General features: G+C 39.2%; 13 protein-coding genes. 9 read left to right on the top strand and 4 right to left on the bottom strand.

Annotated features, from left to right (window positions below):
• Positions 1–20: 20 nt before the first annotated feature.
• The 3 genes from AC5YD2_RS04455 to AC5YD2_RS04445 all read right to left on the bottom strand — a co-directional run bounded on the left by AC5YD2_RS04455 (position 21) and on the right by AC5YD2_RS04445 (position 3,532).
• A complete protein-coding gene (locus tag AC5YD2_RS04455) occupies positions 21–1,061 on the bottom strand; it encodes a hypothetical protein (RefSeq protein ID WP_496125165.1) in 1,041 nt (346 codons plus the stop codon).
• Complete coding sequence (locus AC5YD2_RS04450) at positions 1,054–2,679, bottom strand: NAD+ synthase (protein ID WP_496125164.1); 1,626 nt, start codon at positions 2,677–2,679, stop codon at positions 1,054–1,056. The genes AC5YD2_RS04455 and AC5YD2_RS04450 overlap by 8 nt, the downstream gene beginning before the upstream one ends.
• Before the next feature lie 367 nt (positions 2,680–3,046).
• On the bottom strand, positions 3,047–3,532 hold the full coding sequence (locus AC5YD2_RS04445; RefSeq protein ID WP_496125163.1) for a hypothetical protein: 486 nt from the start codon (positions 3,530–3,532) through the stop codon (positions 3,047–3,049).
• A 401-nt stretch (positions 3,533–3,933) separates the two neighbouring features.
• Between AC5YD2_RS04445 and AC5YD2_RS04440 the strand changes: the two genes are divergently transcribed.
• Genes AC5YD2_RS04440 through AC5YD2_RS04430 form a run of 3 tightly spaced genes read left to right on the top strand, consistent with a single transcriptional unit; the run spans position 3,934 to position 7,636 of the window.
• Positions 3,934–4,887 carry a metal-dependent hydrolase gene (locus AC5YD2_RS04440; protein WP_496125162.1) on the top strand — a complete coding sequence of 318 codons (954 nt, stop codon included), beginning with the start codon at positions 3,934–3,936 and terminating at the stop codon, positions 4,885–4,887.
• A gap of 30 nt (positions 4,888–4,917) precedes the next feature.
• Positions 4,918–5,763 (top strand): SDR family NAD(P)-dependent oxidoreductase, encoded by an 846-nt coding sequence (locus AC5YD2_RS04435; RefSeq protein WP_496125161.1) that lies wholly within the window; start codon positions 4,918–4,920, stop codon positions 5,761–5,763.
• A gap of 58 nt (positions 5,764–5,821) precedes the next feature.
• The gene (locus tag AC5YD2_RS04430; protein WP_496125160.1) at positions 5,822–7,636 is read left to right on the top strand and encodes a flavin-containing monooxygenase; all 1,815 of its coding nucleotides are present in this window, start codon (positions 5,822–5,824) and stop codon (positions 7,634–7,636) included.
• Between the two features lie 209 nt (positions 7,637–7,845).
• On the opposite strand, the gene gltA is transcribed toward AC5YD2_RS04430, so the two are convergent.
• The gene (gene gltA, locus AC5YD2_RS04425) at positions 7,846–9,120 is read right to left on the bottom strand and encodes a citrate synthase (protein WP_496125159.1); all 1,275 of its coding nucleotides are present in this window, start codon (positions 9,118–9,120) and stop codon (positions 7,846–7,848) included.
• Between the two features lie 1,036 nt (positions 9,121–10,156).
• Here gltA and sdhC point away from each other — a divergent pair.
• The 6 genes from sdhC to odhB all read left to right on the top strand — a co-directional run bounded on the left by sdhC (position 10,157) and on the right by odhB (position 18,366).
• Positions 10,157–10,555 (top strand): succinate dehydrogenase, cytochrome b556 subunit, encoded by a 399-nt coding sequence (gene sdhC, locus AC5YD2_RS04420; RefSeq protein ID WP_496125158.1) that lies wholly within the window; start codon positions 10,157–10,159, stop codon positions 10,553–10,555.
• The gene (gene sdhD, locus AC5YD2_RS04415) at positions 10,555–10,920 is read left to right on the top strand and encodes a succinate dehydrogenase, hydrophobic membrane anchor protein (protein ID WP_496125157.1); all 366 of its coding nucleotides are present in this window, start codon (positions 10,555–10,557) and stop codon (positions 10,918–10,920) included. The genes sdhC and sdhD overlap by 1 nt, the downstream gene beginning before the upstream one ends.
• 12 nt (positions 10,921–10,932) lie before the next feature.
• On the top strand, positions 10,933–12,831 hold the full coding sequence (gene sdhA, locus AC5YD2_RS04410; protein ID WP_496125156.1) for a succinate dehydrogenase flavoprotein subunit: 1,899 nt from the start codon (positions 10,933–10,935) through the stop codon (positions 12,829–12,831).
• A 14-nt stretch (positions 12,832–12,845) separates the two neighbouring features.
• A complete protein-coding gene (locus tag AC5YD2_RS04405; RefSeq protein ID WP_496125155.1) occupies positions 12,846–13,556 on the top strand; it encodes a succinate dehydrogenase iron-sulfur subunit in 711 nt (236 codons plus the stop codon).
• A 755-nt stretch (positions 13,557–14,311) separates the two neighbouring features.
• Positions 14,312–17,152 (top strand): 2-oxoglutarate dehydrogenase E1 component, encoded by a 2,841-nt coding sequence (locus tag AC5YD2_RS04400; protein WP_496125154.1) that lies wholly within the window; start codon positions 14,312–14,314, stop codon positions 17,150–17,152.
• Positions 17,152–18,366 (top strand): 2-oxoglutarate dehydrogenase complex dihydrolipoyllysine-residue succinyltransferase, encoded by a 1,215-nt coding sequence (odhB, locus tag AC5YD2_RS04395; RefSeq protein WP_496125153.1) that lies wholly within the window; start codon positions 17,152–17,154, stop codon positions 18,364–18,366. The genes AC5YD2_RS04400 and odhB overlap by 1 nt, the downstream gene beginning before the upstream one ends.
• Positions 18,367–18,377 lie beyond the last annotated feature (11 nt).

Raw genomic sequence — 18,377 nt, 5'->3', positions numbered from 1 at the left:
TCACTCATTCAGCGATATTGTTAGAATTTATTGGATTCACTATGTTGGCTTAAGTATGCTTGAATCTGTTGCTGCGTGTCAGCATGGCTAAAATAAGGTTCGACCAAAGATAAAATAATAGGATCGAGTAAGCTCTTATCATTCAATGCTTTCATGGTAAAAGGAATAAATCGATCAGCCTCCTCGTATAAATCTGATTCATTTATACCGACAGCAAGCAATAATTCTTGAAGGCTATATTCGCCAAAATAATCATAAAATGAAGAGACCACACTCAAAATAATGTTTCGCAATTGCGGTGTTTCGCGCAATTCTTTCCAAGTTTCATAGACTAAAATAAAGAAATCTTCTAAGTCTATAGATTGAATTTGGGAAAAAGCATCTTTAAACGTTCTCGTTTTGACTTCAGACCAAATATCTAAGCAGATTTCAGCGAGTTCTTGACTCGGTAAGGTGATGATATAACTCAGTTGTTTGAGAATCACTTGAGCAAGCTGTTTCTCAAGTTTGAGTTCAACATTGTGTTGTTGTTCTTGCACAAAGCTAAGTAGCTTAGCACTGAGCCCTTGTTGCTTAATATTCAGCTTACGTAATTGATCAAGCCAAGGTGTATTGCTTTCTAAAATTTGATTGGCTAAATGTAGGCTGATGAGCTGTGCTTTGGGGTTTTGACTAATACTTTGCTCAAGATAATTTCGAGCTTGTTCTAATTCTAAGATCTTATAAAGCCATGTTTCAAAAGATTGATCTGAAATGAGGGTATTGATCGTTGAGTGATTAGCGATAATCAACTGATGGATTTTTTGTGCAACAAAGCCAATAAACTCAAGTAATTCAGGACCTAAGTTGAGGTCAAAAGCATATTTTGAAACAACATCATGGAGTTGTTCTAATTGAATCACTTCATTGAGTTGAATTTGATCCGCTTGAATAAAGATCTGATCAATAAATTGCTTGAGATAGGGGCTATTTTTATGTTCTAAAAGTTGTTTTTTAATAAACTGAACCTGCCCAAGCATAAGCGCTTGAGCAAGTTTTGAAGCGAGTGTCTGATTAGACACCTGCTTTCCATCCATTTACGATTGGATAGCGACGTTCACGACTGAATGCACGTGAGCTAATACGCGGTCCAATTGCACCTTGACGACGTTTATACTCATTACGATCAACCAGTTGAATGACTTTAATCACAACCTCTTTATCGAAGCCTTTTTCAATGATGTCATCTTGACTCATATCTTCCTCAAGATAAGCATAAAGAATCGCATCAAGAATGTCATAAGATGGTAATGAGTCTTGATCTTTTTGATCTGGGCGTAATTCAGCTGATGGTGGGCGAGTGATCACACGCTCAGGAATAACAGGCGTTTCCTCTAAGCTATTACGGTATTTTGCAAGCTCAAAAACAATCGTTTTATAGACGTCTTTCAGGACTGCATAACCACCGACCATATCGCCATAAAGAGTACAGTAACCGACAGACAACTCAGATTTATTGCCTGTAGATAAAACAAGATTACCAAATTTGTTCGATAAGCCCATTAACAATGTTCCGCGTGCACGCGCTTGAAGATTTTCTTCAGTCGCATCTGCGGGTGAGTTACCAAAGAATGGAAACAAGGTTTGCATAAAGCTATTTACGATTGGATGAATTTCGGCAATTCCGAACGTCACACCCATGCGTTTTGCTTGTTCAGTTGCATCTTCAACACTGATTTGAGAGGTATAAGTGTAAGGCATCATCACAGCTTGAACTTTATCTGCACCAATCGCATCAACAGCAATGGCAAGGGTTAAAGCAGAATCAATGCCACCAGATAAACCTAAAATCACACCAGGGAAGCCAGAGCGCTGAACGTAATCACGTGTACCAAGTACAAGGGCTTGATAAATTTCAGCCATGGTATCTAAAGCAGGCGCTTTTTCAGTAATTTTATAAGCTTTATTTTCGATTTCATACTCAACAGTATAAAGATCTTCTTTGAAGCTTGGCGCTTCTAAAGCGACTTCACCCGCATTGGTAATGACAAAACTTGTACCATCAAAAATCAAATCATCCTGACCACCCACTTGGTTGGTATAAACGATATTGATATTCAGCTGACGAGCAAGCTCTTTTAAAGTCAAGATACGGTGTTGTGGCTTACCGACTTCATAAGGAGAAGCATTCAGCACCAACACAGTTTCAACATTCAGCTGTGCAATTTGTTGAGCTGTTTCGAGCTTCCAAATGTCTTCACAGATTAATACGCCAAATTTATGACCTAGATATTCAAAGATTAGGTGCTGATGACCCTCGCTAAAGTAGCGTCTTTCATCAAATACGCTGTAATTCGGCAAGTTTTGTTTATTGTAAACACCCAATACTTGTCCATCTTTCATGACAGCAGCAGAATTATAGCGTTCACCATTTTCAGCTTGATTGACAAAGCCAAAAACCAAAACAATGTCTTTGACGTCTGCAAGTTGCTCAAATGCAGATGCTGTACGTTTGGTTAAGCTGGGACGTAACAATAAATCTTCAGCAGGGTAGCCGATTGTTGATAATTCAGGGAAAACAATTAAATCTACATTTTGCTTTTTAGCTTCATTTGCAAGTTCAATCATTTTTTGAACATTAGCTTCTATATTTCCAGTATGTGGAGAGAATTGAGCAAGAGAAACTTTAAAACTTTTCATTTAAACAAGATCCTATTCCTATAGGGTGAAAATATACACAAAATGCTGATTTGTATCGATATAATTGTACAGCTGTGTGTGTTGGATAGTACTACACTGCCAAAGGGCTAAAATTTAAATCATTACGAAGACATAAAAAATTATTTCTTACATGAACAAATCTGACTCTTCTGTATTCTATCTAAAAATAAATCATATACTAGCGTTACATGGTGAATATTCAACATTAACAGTACATTTCATGGATATTTTAATCACGGATGTTTTCTGGATAAATATATAAAAATGCAGTTGAATGTTGAAGTGAATCCTTCATTGAGAAATCATTTCATTACAGGTCTATATTTGGGCATGTGATACTTCAATCTTAAGATAAAATAATATTATCAATTTTCCCTAAAAAAATGTCTTTAGCAATGTCACCTTGTTGTTCGATATTGTATTCAAAGAATTTTTTATTTTTTTCTAATTTGTATTTGTACGGATCATACTTTTTAAAGCTCAGAAAATAAGCCGTCTGAAGAAATGCGCCTTTTAATAATACATTAATATTCTGCTGATATTGGTAGATATGCGCCATCTCGTGGATAAATACAGCTTGGTAGCCTAAACTTTGCTTACTGTAATCACTTAAGTAATTTAAACTTCGTGCATGAATATAACCCGTGGGTGCCATAAAGACATGAATGGATTGCCATGGTAGATAGGGGTGATTCATCACTTTCACTTCATCATAGCGAATAAGATGTCCAAAAACCTGTTGGCAAAGTTTAATTTCGCCCACAGTTAATCCACGACAACGAAATCGTGGCATTTTCAAAATACGAATTAATAAATTCCAGAAAAGTTGCATCAATATCCTTAAAATGATGTTCAATCATTTTTCATTCTTGATTTAAACATTTGCTAATAGAGAGTAGATCTGAAGCGTATTTTTTACTCAAGAAATACTTATCTCATTCTACACTAGGATTTAACAAAGCGACTCTTCAGCGGTTCAAATCTCTCACCTTAGCTCCTATCGATTTTAAGACGCCAAAGTAAAAATGTCCTTTAATGATATAGATATAGATTCTAAAGAAAAATAATCACCAAGATTGTCTGACAAGTTATCGCTTAGGCATAATTTGCACATTAAAAAGGACATTTTTGCACATTGTAATGCTCATATTTGACTTAAATTTTAGTAAAAGGATGATTCAATCACGTTTTTGTGAAGTTGAATTTAATGTTTAATTCAGTAGAGTATTCGACATGTTAATCACTCAGCCTATAAAAAAAATATCTAAAGTTTTTTCTGGCCGAAAATTTGATCCAGCGAAACAGTCTAAAATAATTCCTATTCGCCATATGAAGTTTGATTTTGATCCCAAACTGATTGATCCTAAGTTTTATATGAATGCTGAGCTTGCAAGTGCATATTTTGCGTCGTTATCCATTTTCTTAACATTGGGTGAAGACTTGGTCATTGATACGGCTCGATATCATCGTGATTTTATCAAAGATCCTTTGCTTAAACAGCGTGTAACCTCTCTGATTGGACAGGAAGCAATTCATTCTAAAATGCATGAAGAAATGAATGAAGCTTATAAAGAGATTGATTTACCAGTGCAATTCTTTCGCTTCTTAGCACATTATGTTTTTGAATACGGGTTTAACCGCTTACCTCAACCCATGAAATTGTCTTTAATGGCAGGGATTGAGCATTTTACCGCAGTGCTTGCCGAATATATGATGAATCATGAAGAGATATTCTTTCGATCTCAAGATGAAAAACAACGTGCGATTTGGATGTGGCACATGCTAGAAGAATCTGAGCATAAAGATATTGCGTATGATGTTTTTCAGACACTTTCAGACAACTACTTATTACGCATTGCAGGTTTCTTCCCTGCATTGATCACGATTCTCGTACTTATCTCTGCTGCTTCAACGATTGTGCCGTTCTATCGCAAGCCAAGTAATTTGGTGAGTTTAAGCTATTGGAAGGATATTCCACGTAGTTTTAGTTTAATTTTTGGTTTAAAAGATGGTGTTTATGGTAGTTCAATTAAACATATCTTTGATTATTTACGTCCAGATTTTCATCCGAATGATCATGATACGTCTGAATTCCTTGAATACTACAAAGAGAAATTACTTAATCCAGAAACTGGTTTGTTAACCCCATATCTTGTGAAAGAGTTCACGCCAGCACTACGTAGTTAATCAATAAATATAAAAAATGGATGATTGAAGATGGGATTATTTTCAAAAAAAGTGAAGCCGAGTCAAAATGCTTATGCAGTTGTGACTGGAGCAGGGAGTGGAATCGGACGAAGTTTTGCTATGGAGTTAGCAAAACGAGGTGGACACATTATTTGTGCAGATATTAATTTACCTGCTGCTGAAGAAACTGTGCAATTGATTCAATCTGAAACTGGTCAAAAAGCTTTTGCTATAAGGTGTGATGTTGGAATCAAGGAAGAAGTGCAGTCACTTTCGGAACAGGCTGAAAAATTATTGAATCATCCTGTATCACTCGTCATTAATAACGCGGGTGTTGGGTTAGGTGGTCGTTTTGATGAAGTGTCTTTAGAGGACTGGCAATGGTGTATGCATGTCAACCTGTGGGGAGTAATTCACGGATGTCATTATTTTGTGCCAAAATTTAAGAAACAAGGCTATGGTGCAATTATTAATGTTGCATCTGCGGCGGGCTATACTGCAGCGCCTGAAATGACGGCGTATAACGTGACTAAATCAAGTGTGTTGGCGCTTTCAGAAACATTATCAGCTGAACTTTATCCAGATAATATTCGTGTCAATGTGCTTTGTCCCACGTTAGTACCCACCAATATTATGAAAAATGGTCGCTTACCGTCAAAATATTCAGGCTTAGCGGATAATTTGCTTCAGAATCACGCCTTCGTGACCAGTGATCAGGTGGCACAAAAAACACTGAATAATTTAGACGCTGGAAAGTTGTATACGATTCCACAACCCGATGCAAAACTCTTTTGGCTCATGAAACGTGCTTCACCCGCACTCTATGCAAAGGTACTGGGTATGGGATATCCATTATTTAAAAAATACGTCAAATAAGAAGCTCTCAAGCTATGTTGAATGTGAAGCTCTGCAGTAAATTGATAAGAGAACAAGTATGCCAAATAAAAAAACAGTGAAATCAAAGATCGTCGTCGCTCAAAAACAGCCAGTGGATACAAATGACGCTCAAATTGAATCAAATGGCGTTGTAAAAGCAACAGATGTAAATGTCGTCGATACGGCTAGTGCTAATGTCAGTATTGAGAGCGCTGGAAAGAATCATGTGGTTGAAGATGCAGAGTTGGGCACTTTAAAAAAAGATCAAGACACTCTTGCTGATATAAAAAGTCAGCAAGATTCACAGAAGCAAAAAGACTCAGAGAAGCAAAAAGAATTACGAAAACAAAAAGATTCAGCTCAGGCAAATACTCATAAGCAAAAGAGTGAAGATATTGCCTTATTTGATCAGGATTCAGGTGCACATATTTACGACACCATTGTTGTTGGGGCAGGTATATCAGGTATCGCTGCAGCATATAAAATGAATCAAGTCGGTTATCACGATTACGTGGTACTTGAGAAAGCAGATCGAGTAGGCGGGACATGGCGTGATAACAACTATCCAGGGTGCGGATGTGATGTGCCGTCTGCGCTCTATTCTTTTTCTTTTGCGCCAAGTCATCAGTGGAGTCATTTATTTGCTAAGCAGCCTGAAATTTTAAGTTATTTGGAAGATGTTGCTACAAAATTTGATCTCAATAAAAAAATCAAATTTAATCATGAATTGATTAGTGCAAAATGGGATGATGCCAAAGGCATTTGGAATTTAGAAACATCCAAAGGTCAATATCAAGCAAAAACAGTGATGTTTACTACAGGTCCAATTACTGAGCCTTCAATGCCTAAGTTAAAAGGTATTGAAACTTTTAAAGGGGAAATGTTCCATTCTGCACGTTGGAATCATGACTATGATCTAACTGGTAAACGTGTTGCAGTGATTGGTACAGGTGCTTCAGCGATTCAATTTATACCCCAAGTACAACCACTTGCCAAAGAATTGTACGTGTTTCAAAGAACGGCGCCTTGGGTCTTACCTAAAGCAGATATGGATCTAAACGATACCGCGAAGAATATTATTAAACGCTTCCCCGTGATTCAGCAGGCTTGGCGTAACAGTATTGCTCAAATACTCAACGGTATTAACTTTGGTTTGCGTAATCCTAAGACCTTAAAGCCTGTGAATGTGTTGAGCCGTCAACTTTTGAAATTACAGATTAAAGATGATCAATTGCGTAAAGATGTAACGCCTAATTTTGATATTGGTTGCAAGCGTTTATTGTTTGCAAATAACTATTATCCTGCTTTGCAACAAGAAAATGTCAGTCTTATACCTCATGGGTTAGTTGAAATAGAGGGTAATACTGTTGTTGCTGCAAATGGCGAACGTCACGAAGTTGATGTCATCATTTGGGGAACAGGTTTTGAGGTCTCACATCCTCCGATTGGTAAACGTGTTTATGATGTAGAAGGTAAGTTACTTGCAGATCGATGGAAAGATTCATCTCCCGAAGCTTATCTTGGGACGAGTATAGAAGGTCTACCGAATGCTTTCTTGGTTCTGGGTCCGAACATCTTGGTTTATGATTCTTTTATTGGCATTGCAGAAGCTCAAATTGGTTATATCATTGATGGTTTAATCAAAATGAAGTCACAGAACATTAAAAAAATTGTGATCAAGAAGGATGTTATTGCTAAGCATAACCATCAGGTTCAAAAGCATCTGAAAACGACTGTATTTAACGCAGGCGGTTGTAAGAGTTACTATCTCGATGTGAATGGGCGTAACTTCGCTGCTTGGCCTTGGTCATTGAAAGAGCTTAGACGTCGTTTGAGCAAAATGGACTTAGATCACTATTCACAAGCTTCTTAATTTTTATTAGATTGATGCTGAAACCTCAAGTGAAACCGCACTTGGTTTTTTTACTTCTTACATACGTATGATATTAAAACTAGAATGAATAGGCGGTATTAATTTATCTTATTAAAACCAATCTAATCCTAACCATTCTAGTTCAAAAGTGAATTGAATAAAAAACCACCCAGAAGGGTGGTTTTTTGTGTCGATCAACGCTGTTCGAATTAACGAACGATGTCGCGTTGAACTTCGCCAGTGTAAAGCTGACGAGGACGACCGATCTTGTAAGGACCGCTGTGCATTTCTAACCAGTGGCTGATCCAACCAACTGTACGTGCAAGCGCAAAGATCACAGTAAACATTTCTGTTGGGATACCAATCGCTTTAAGGATGATACCTGAGTAGAAGTCTACGTTAGGGTATAGGTTACGTTTGATGAAGTATTCGTCAGAAAGAGCAATACGTTCAAGTTCCATAGCCAAAGCCAATTGAGGATCATTGATGCCAAGTGCACTTAACACTTCGTCACAAGTCTCTTTCATTACTTTCGCACGTGGATCGAAGTTTTTGTAAACTCGGTGACCGAAGCCCATCAGTTTAACTTCTTTAGTTTTCACTTTTTCCATGAAGCCAGCAACGTTGTCTACAGTGCCAATTTCATCAAGCATCTTAAGAACAGCTTCGTTCGCGCCGCCGTGAGCAGGACCCCAAAGTGCAGAGATACCAGCAGCAATACATGCATACGGGTTAGCACCAGTAGAACCAGCTAAACGTACAGTAGACGTAGAAGCATTTTGTTCGTGGTCAGCATGAAGCGTGAAAATACGGTCCATTGCTTTTGCAAGAATTGGATCAACTTTGTAATCACGATCCGCTGGAGTAGCGAACATCATGTACAAGAAGTTTTCAGCGTAGCTCAAGTCATTACGTGGGTAAACAAATGGTTGACCAACAGTGTACTTGTAGCTCCAAGCAGCTAAAGTAGGAATCTTCGCAATTAAACGGATCGCAGTGATTTCACGGTGATCAACGTTTTCAATGTCTAAGTTGTTGTGATAGAACGCAGATAACGCACCAACAACACCCACCATGATCGCCATAGGGTGAGCATCACGACGGAAGCCATTGTAGAAACGGCTCACTTGGTCATGAACCATAGTGTGGTTGCGAACTTTAGCGTCAAATTCAGCTTTTTGTTCAGTTGTTGGAAGCTCACCATTTAACAATAGGTAGCAAGTTTCTAAGTAGTCAGCTTTAGTCGCTAACTGATCGATAGGGTAGCCACGGTGAAGGAGAACACCTTTACCACCATCAATGAATGTGATTTTAGACTCGCACGCAGCAGTAGCCATAAAACCAGGATCAAAAGTGAAGTGACCTGCGGCCAATACATCTTTAACGTCAATTACATCTGGGCCCAATGTGCCGCTGTAAATTGGTAAGTCAATTTCTTTGCCATCAAGCTGTAAAACGGCTTTTTTGCCAGTTGCTTCAGACATTCAATATATCTCCTGTCCTGGTGAATGTATAATCCGCCCCGAAATAATTCAGTATTTTCCTTGGGTGGACGGTTTCAAATTTGCTTTAAGATTAGTGAGTAGCCAAAAAAAGTCAATTATACTTATGGATAAAAATGACCTTCTGGAGTTGCTGTACTACTTGACAGTTAAACTACAGTTATATGTGCATTCACTAGTGCCGCAGTATAATAAGTCAAATTTCTTAACAGGTGCATAAAAAAAACCGCTTTAACGGGTATATTTTGACGTTTTGAATCATTCTCATGCTGTTTCCTCATTATTCTTATACATATCTTGTCTATATAAAAATAATTTTTATAAGGCTAATTTATTGATTTTAATATTGATCCTTTTAATTTTGAAAAAGATAAAATGATTGAAATATTTTTTTTCACTTTAAATCTTAATTTCTTAGAACGGGTGTTGTCTAAGCAATTAAAGATATCTATAAGCTTTAATAGCAATAGTATTAATAGGCGAGTTTAAAGAAATGAATTCAAATCATATTTAAGCTTGTTTAATTTGGAATCTAATGGTTTAAATCAAGCCATGAAATTAAGAGTAAAAATAAATTAAAAGAACTGTATATTCATTTTTCTAATATAAAGATGATTTAATAATTAAAATTGCTTATTTGCTTATAAGATTTTGATATTTATAAAAATAATAATTATTAGTAGCACCAATATAGTTTGTTATTGTTCTTTAGTCTATACACATGCAGTTCAAAGAGATATCGTTATACCGCACTCTAAATTCCAACTTTATTTTTTAAAAACAGAAGCTTATGTTTTTATTTTGCAATTTATTTTGGTTTTTAATGCAAGTTGTTAATGTAAATGATTCTTATTAATAAATATTTTAACTTAAGTAGGGTAAAGGGTTGTTTGTAATTTAGTGGCTCACGTTTTATAATTCCGTGTCGTATAAATGATTAGGTACTCGCTTACCTAGCTAGGCCAGCTTTCCTTCGAACTAATTCCAACAAACTCCGGATGGAGTTTTTACTTACAGGATGCCCGCTGTGAAAAGCAACAGACCTGTCAATTTGTCCATGGGTCAAGTTTTAGACGTAAACTTAAAATCCCCTGTGGCTATTGCATCAATTCTACACCGTCTTTCTGGTGTCATCGTATTTTTACTCGTACCGGTACTTTTATGGATTTTAGACAAGTCGTTGTCTTCTCCTGAAGGTTTTGCGCAAGTTCAAGAAGTCATGAGTGGTTTCATTGTGCGCTTTATCGTATGGGTATTTGTAGCCGGCCTTATTTTCCACTTCGTTGCAGGTGTTAAGCATTTACTTGCTGACGTCGGCGTAGCTGAAGAGCTAGAGAGTGGTCGTCTTGCATCTACTATCGCATTAATCTTGTCTGCAATCGGTATCGTTGCAGCATTTGTATGGATCGTACTCTAATGAAAAGTGCTACAGGCTTTACAGGTTCAGGTTCACGCGATTGGTTTATTCAACGTGTAAGTGCTGTTGTTTTGGCTGTTTATACTGTTGTTATTTTGGGTTGGATTCTATGTAACAGTGGATTTAGCTACGAACAATGGTATGGCTTCATGATGACAACTCCAATGAAGATTATGTCTTTATTGTCAGTCTTATCTCTTGTTGCGCATGCATGGATCGGTATGTGGCAAGTTTTCACGGATTACGTGACGACTCGTCAAATGGGTCCTTCTGCAAATGGTTTGCGTATCGTACTAACTTCAGCAGTGATTATTGCTGTATTGGCGTATGCAATCTGGGCAATCCAGATTTTTTGGGCGAATTGATAGGAAACAATCATGGGCGCTATAAACCCTAAAGAAGATTACACAAATATTCCACACGAAACTTTCGATGCTGTCATCGTTGGTGGTGGTGGTTCAGGTATGCGTGCTTCTTACCAACTTGCTCAAGCTGGTTTGAAAGTTGCGGTATTGACTAAAGTATTCCCAACACGTTCACACACTGTAGCGGCGCAAGGTGGTATTGGTGCATCTCTTGGTAATATGCAAGAAGATAACTGGCACTACCACTTCTATGACACAGTAAAAGGTTCGGACTGGTTAGGTGACCAAGACGCGATTGAGTTTATGACGCGTGAAGCGCCGCAAGTTGTATATGAACTTGAACACTTGGGTATGCCATTTGACCGTAATGCTGATGGTACTATTTACCAACGTCCATTCGGTGGTCACTCAGCGAACTACGGTGAAAAAGCTGTGCCACGTGCATGTGCTGCTGCCGATCGTACTGGTCACGCACTTCTTCATACGCTTTATCAAAGCAACGTGAAGATGGGTACTCAATTCTTTGTAGAATGGATCGCTCTTGATCTTATTCGTAACGAAGCTGGTGATGTACTGGGTGTAACTGCAATTGACCAAGAAACAGGTAAAATTGCGGTATTCCAAGCAAAAGCGACATTATTCGCTACTGGCGGTGCTGGTCGCGTTTACCGTGCATCAACAAATGCTTATATCAACACGGGTGATGGTCTTGGTATGGCTGCTCGTGCAGGTATTCCATTGCAAGATATGGAATTCTGGCAGTTCCACCCAACGGGTGTTGCTGGCGCAGGCGTATTGTTGACTGAGGGCTGTCGTGGTGAAGGTGCAATCCTTCGTAACGATTCAGGCGAGCCATTTATGGAACGCTATGCTCCGACACTTAAAGACTTGGCTCCACGTGACTTCGTATCACGTTCTATGGACCAAGAAATTAAAGAAGGTCGTGGTTGTGGTCCGAAGAAAGATTACATCTTGCTTGATATGACGCACTTAGGTGCTGAAACGATCATGAAGCGTCTTCCATCTGTATTTGAGATTGGTAAGAAATTCGCGAACGTTGATATCACCAAAGAACCAATTCCAGTTGTTCCAACGATTCACTACCAAATGGGTGGTATTCCAACGAACATTCATGGTCAGGTTGTTGTTCCTGAGTCTCGTGAAACAACTCCTTTTGAAGCTCATTACGATAAAGATGCTGATGTGTACTCACATAATGCAGGTGATCGTAACTTCACTAAACCAGTGAAAGGCTTCTATGCAATTGGTGAGTGTTCTTGTGTGTCTGTACATGGTGCAAACCGTTTAGGTACAAACTCATTGCTTGACCTTGTTGTATTTGGTAAGGCTGCTGGTCAACACATCATTGAATATGTGACTAAACATCACGGTGATGAATATGAGCCTCTTCCTACAACTGTGCTAGAGAAAACTGTTGCACGTATCCGTAAATTGGATGAGTCAACTGAAGGTGAAAATGCTCAAGATGTTGCTGATGCGATTCGTGACATCGTTCAAGACCATGCAGGTGTATTCCGTACCACTGAATTGCTTGAAAAGGGTGTGAAGGAAATCCTTGCGATCGAGCCACGTGTCCGTAACATTCTTTTGAAAGACAAATCTAAAGTATTTAACACTGCGCGTGTAGAAGCTTTAGAAGTTGAAAACCTGTATGAAGTTGCTAAAGCGACCTTGATTTCAGCTGCAGCGCGTAAAGAATGTCGTGGTGCGCATACTGTGGTAGATTTTGAATTACCACCAGATCACCCAACTTATTCTTACGGTCGCCGTGATGATGAGTGGATGAAGCATACATTATGGTTCTCTTCAGACAACCGTCTAGAGTATAAGCCTGTACGCTATAAGCCTTTATCGGTTCAAGCTATTCCACCTAAACCACGTACGTTCTAATTGGGAGAAGTAAGATGAGTAGAGGTACTCGTACATTTAATATCTACCGCTACGATCCTGATAAGGATAAAGCACCGTACATGCAAACTTTTAAGCTTGAGTTGACTGATAAGCACCGTATGTTGCTTGATGCGCTTCTTGCACTAAAAGTACAAGACGAATCTTTAACGTTCCGTCGTTCATGTCGCGAAGGTATTTGTGGTTCTGATGGTGTAAACATCAATGGTAAAAATGGTTTAGCGTGTCTTTGGAACCTAAACGATTTACCTGAAGTGATTACTGTTCGTCCATTACCAGGTTTGCCAGTGGTCAAAGATTTAGTTGTGGATATGAATCAGTTTTACGATCAGTATGACAAGATTCAACCCTTTCTAATCAACAATCAGCCTGCGCCACCGAAAGAACGTTTACAGTCTCCTGAAGAGCGTGAACACTTAGATGGTCTGTATGAATGTATTCTTTGCGCATGTTGTTCAACTTCATGCCCATCATTCTGGTGGAACCCTGATAAATTCTTGGGCCCTTCAGCTTTGTTGAATGCATATCGTTTCATTATCGATTCGCGTGATACGGGCACTCAAGATCGTTTATCGCGTTTAGATGATCCGTTCTCATTGTTCCGTTGTAAGGGAATCATGAACTGTGTATCAGTTTGTCCTAAAGGTTTAAACCCAACTAAAGCAATCGGTCACATCCGTAATATGCTTTTAGATCAAGCCGGTTAATCTTTAGTTCGATAAAAAGCACACTTCGGTGTGCTTTTTTTTGTTCATCTTTTAGATCGAGTTAAATTTGAGGGTGGTATTTGATTTGAAAATTTGATTGATCGAAATAGCTTCAATAATGACTAAAATAGAAGCTTAAGTGTTTTAAGTTCAGTGTTTAGAGTCTGTATTTATATTGAGGAAATGTTAATATATTTCTAGTTGAAACTCAGTGATGTTGAATTAGTATAATACGTGTTAGTCTTTAGTCTAATTCGATGGTGAAAATTGAATAATTTGCGATAATGCTCTGTAGATTAACGCATATTTTTTTTAATGTATTTCGCTAATTTATGAATAGTATGTGTCAATTAAATCAATAGTAATCTTACGCTGTGATAGAATTGAACAGTTTATAATTGCTAAAAAACCAGTCAATTATGTACATTTATTCAACATTTTGAGGTTTTTTCAACGTAAAAAACTACGAATTATGAGTTAAATTAGAGTTGTCTTAGTAAACACAAGACTTAGACTTGTTTTTTCTAAGCCAATTTGCAAAAAAAATTGCTCGATTTAGGTCGAGTATATAGAGGCATAATGCGATTGAGTGTGTTATGGCTCGCTGTTTGTATCGGATGATTTCTGATACTACTCACGCCCCATGGTCATGTGTGCCAGATGGGTGAATGTCAATTTACCGATTTGGCATTATCAATCATGGGAGAGCTTAAAAAGCTCCCTGTAATGTTTTGCAATAGGAAATGGGTCCACAAATGCAAGAAGTTGCTGACGCTCTGCGTCTTGACACTGAACTTTCCGCTGACAGTGCAGCGTATATTGAAGAACTTTATGAACAGTATTTAACAGCACCAGATTCAGTGGGTGCTGATTGGCAAGAATACTTCGGTAAATTCCCAAAGGGTGATCAGCCTCACAGCAACGTACGCGAGCAATTCCTATTACTCGGTCGTAATTCAAATCGTGTTCAACCTGTTGTTCAAAGTGCTGTTAGCTCTGAACATGAGCGTCGTCAGATTGGTGTATTGCAACTCATTGCAGCATACCGTAACCGTGGTCATCAAAAAGCAAAATTAGATCCACTGGGTTTGGCGAAGCGTGAGCATGTCTATGATTTAGAATTAGATGCGCATGGTTTAACGCAATCTGATCTAGATACAGTTTTCAATACTGGTAATCTTGCAATCGGTAAAGAAGAAGCAACTTTAGGTGAAATGATTCAAGCAATGGAAGCAACATACTGTGCTTCAATTGGTGTTGAATACATGCACATTGTTGATACCAAAGAAAAACGTTGGATTCAGCAACGTCTTGAAGGCGCTAAAGGTCAATTTGGTTTCACTGCTGAGCAGAAAAAACACGTCTTAGAACGTTTAACAGCAGCTGAAGGCCTTGAAAAATTCTTAGGTAATAAATACGTTGGTGCTAAACGCTTTGGTGTGGAAGGTGGTGAATCTTTCATTCCTATGGTTGATGCTGTGATTCAACGTGCAGGTTCAGTAGGTTGTAAAGAAGTTGTGATCGGTATGCCACACCGTGGACGTCTGAACCTTCTTGTGAACATCATGGGTAAAAACCCAGCAGATCTTTTTGGTGAGTTCGAAGGTAAGAGCTTGCATAAAAAAGGTTCTGGTGATGTTAAATATCACCAAGGTTTCTCTTCAAATGTCATGACATCAGGTGGCGAAGTTCACTTGGCATTGGCATTTAACCCATCACACTTAGAAATCGTAGGGCCTGTAGTTGAAGGTTCTGTACGTGCGCGTCAAGTTCGTCGTAAAGATATTGGTGGTGATGATGTATTACCATTAATCGTCCATGGTGATGCAGCATTTGCAGGTCAAGGTGTAAACCAAGAAACCTTCCAAATGTCACAAACGCGTGGTTATACGGTAGGTGGTACGGTTCATATTGTGGTGAATAACCAAGTTGGTTTCACAACGTCTGACCCACGTGATGCGCGTTCTACAGAATACTGTACTGACATTGCAAAAATGATTCAGGCACCAATTTTCCATGTAAATGGTGATGATCCTGAGTCTGTATTGTTTGTTGCTCAATTGGCACATGATTTCCGTCATACATTCCGTAAAGATGTCGTGATTGACATGTTCTGCTACCGTCGTCGTGGTCATAACGAAGCGGATGAACCAGCAGCAACACAGCCAATGATGTATCAAGTCATTAACAAGAAAACGACCACTCGTACACTTTATGCGGACCAATTGGTTCAACAAGGTATTCTTGATCGTGCTGCTGCTGATGCAATGGTTGAACAATATCGTTCTGATTTGGAAGCAGGTAAGCATGTTGCAAATGCACTTGTACTTGAGCCAAATAAGAAGATGTTCGTTGATTGGACACCTTATTTAGGTCACGACTATACAGATGAATGGGATACATCTTTCCCAATCGAACGCTTAAAAGAGCTTGGTACGAAAATGCGTCAATTGCCTGAAGGCTTTGTGATGCAGCGTCAAGTATCTAAAGTGATTGATGACCGTCTGAAAATGCAAACAGGTGAAATGCCACTGAACTGGGGTGCTGCAGAAACTTTAGCTTATGCAACCATTCTAGATGATGGTTTCCTTGTTCGTTTGACGGGTGAAGACGTGGGTCGTGGTACATTCTCACATCGTCATGCAAAATTGCATAACCAAGTAGACGGTTCGACTTATATTCCACTGTGCCATATTAAAGAAAACCAACCACGTACTGCGATTTATGATTCTTTATTGTCTGAAATGGCAGTATTGGCATTTGAATACGGTTATGCGACGACTCTTCCTAAGAGTTTGATTATTTGGGAAGCGCAATTCGGTGACTTCGCAAACTGTGCACAGGTTGTGATTGATCAATTCATCGCTTCAGGTGAAACCAAATGGGAGCGTGTGTGTGGTTTAACAATGCTTCTTCCACATGGTTACGAAGGTCAAGGTCCTGAGCATTCTTCAGCACGTTTAGAGCGTTTCTTACAGCTTTGCGCAGAAGACAACATGCAAGTGATCACACCGACTACCCCTGCACAGATATTCCATGCAATGCGTCGTCAAGCGCTGCGTCCTATTCGTAAGCCAATGATCGTTACTTCACCGAAGTCATTACTTCGTCACAAACTTGCTACTTCAACTTTAGAAGAATTAGCAAATGGTTCATTCCAAACTGTGATTGATGAAGTAGATAACATCAACAAGTCTGATGTAACACGTTTAGTGCTTTGTGGTGGTAAGGTTTATTACGATTTACTTGAAAAACGTCGTGAAAACGAATTGAACAACATTGCCATCGTTCGTGTTGAACAATTATATCCGTACCCTGAAGCTCGTCTGGCTGAGGTTCTTGCTCAATATCCAAATGTGAAAGAATTGGTATGGGCTCAAGAAGAACCGAAGAACCAAGGCGCGTGGTTATTTATTGCTCCTCGTTTATACGAAGGCGTAATGAAGTCTGGTCAACATATTCAAATTAGTTACGCAGGTCGTGAAGCTTCTGCTGCACCAGCTTGTGGTTCACCTTATTTGCACGCAAAACAACAAGCTCAGCTCGTAAATGACGCATTGGCGATCGTAGCTGAACAATCAGGAGATTCTAAATAATGGCAACCGAAATTAAAGCACCGGTATTTCCAGAGTCAGTTGCAGATGGAACAATTGCAACTTGGCACAAACAACCAGGTGAAGCTGTATCACGTGACGAAGTGATCTGTGATATCGAAACTGACAAAGTTGTTTTAGAAGTTGTTGCGCCTGCAGACGGTACAATTGCATCTATCGTTAAAAACGAAGGTGATACTGTTCTTTCTAATGAAGTAATTGCTCAGTTTGAAGAGGGTGCTGTATCTGGCGCTGCTCAAACTCAAGCAGTTCAATCAGAAGCGAAAGTTGAACAAGCTGCTGCGGTCACTGAAGCAGGTGCTGCACCTGTAGTTGAGCGTGCTCAAGTTGCTGATCAAGCGCCAGCTGTGCGTAAAGCATTGACTGAGTCTGGCGTTGCTGCAAGCGATGTTGCTGGTACTGGTCGTGGTGGTCGTATCACTAAAGAAGATGTTGCGAATCATCAAGCTAAACCAGCTGCTGCTCCAGCTGCGCCTTTGAGTGTTGCTGTGGGTGAACGTGTTGAAAAACGTGTTCCGATGACTCGTCTTCGTAAACGTGTTGCTGAACGTCTTCTTGCTGCAACGCAAGAAACTGCAATGTTAACGACGTTTAACGAAGTGAACATGAAACCAATCATGGATATGCGTAACCAATACAAAGATGCTTTTGAAAAGCGTCATGGTGCACGTCTTGGCTTCATGTCATTCTTTGTTAAAGCTGCGACTGAAGCGCTTAAACGCTACCCAGCGGTTAATGCATCAATTGATGGTGAAGATATCGTTTATCACGGTTTCTACGACATCGGTGTTGCAGTATCAAGCGAACGTGGTTTAGTGGTTCCTGTTCTTCGTGACACAGACCGTATGAACTATGCTGAAGTTGAAAACGGTATTCGTGCATATGCGGGTAAAGCGCGTGACGGTAAATTGGGTATCGAAGATATGACTGGCGGTACGTTCACGATTACCAATGGTGGTACGTTCGGTTCTTTACTCTCTACGCCGATTCTAAACACGCCACAAACTGCGATTTTGGGTATGCATAAAATCCAAGAACGTCCAATGGCTGTAAATGGTCAAGTAGAAATTCTTCCAATGATGTACTTGGCTCTTTCTTATGACCATCGTTTAATCGATGGTAAAGAAGCAGTCGGTTTCCTTGTAACAATCAAAGAATTGCTAGAAGAGCCAGCTCGTTTGATCCTTGATCTTTAATTCATAGTTCA

This window comes from Acinetobacter sp. CY73 (assembly GCF_059515865.1).
The sequence above is the reverse complement of the archived record's forward strand: the minus strand, read 5'-3'. Positions and strand labels throughout refer to the sequence as shown.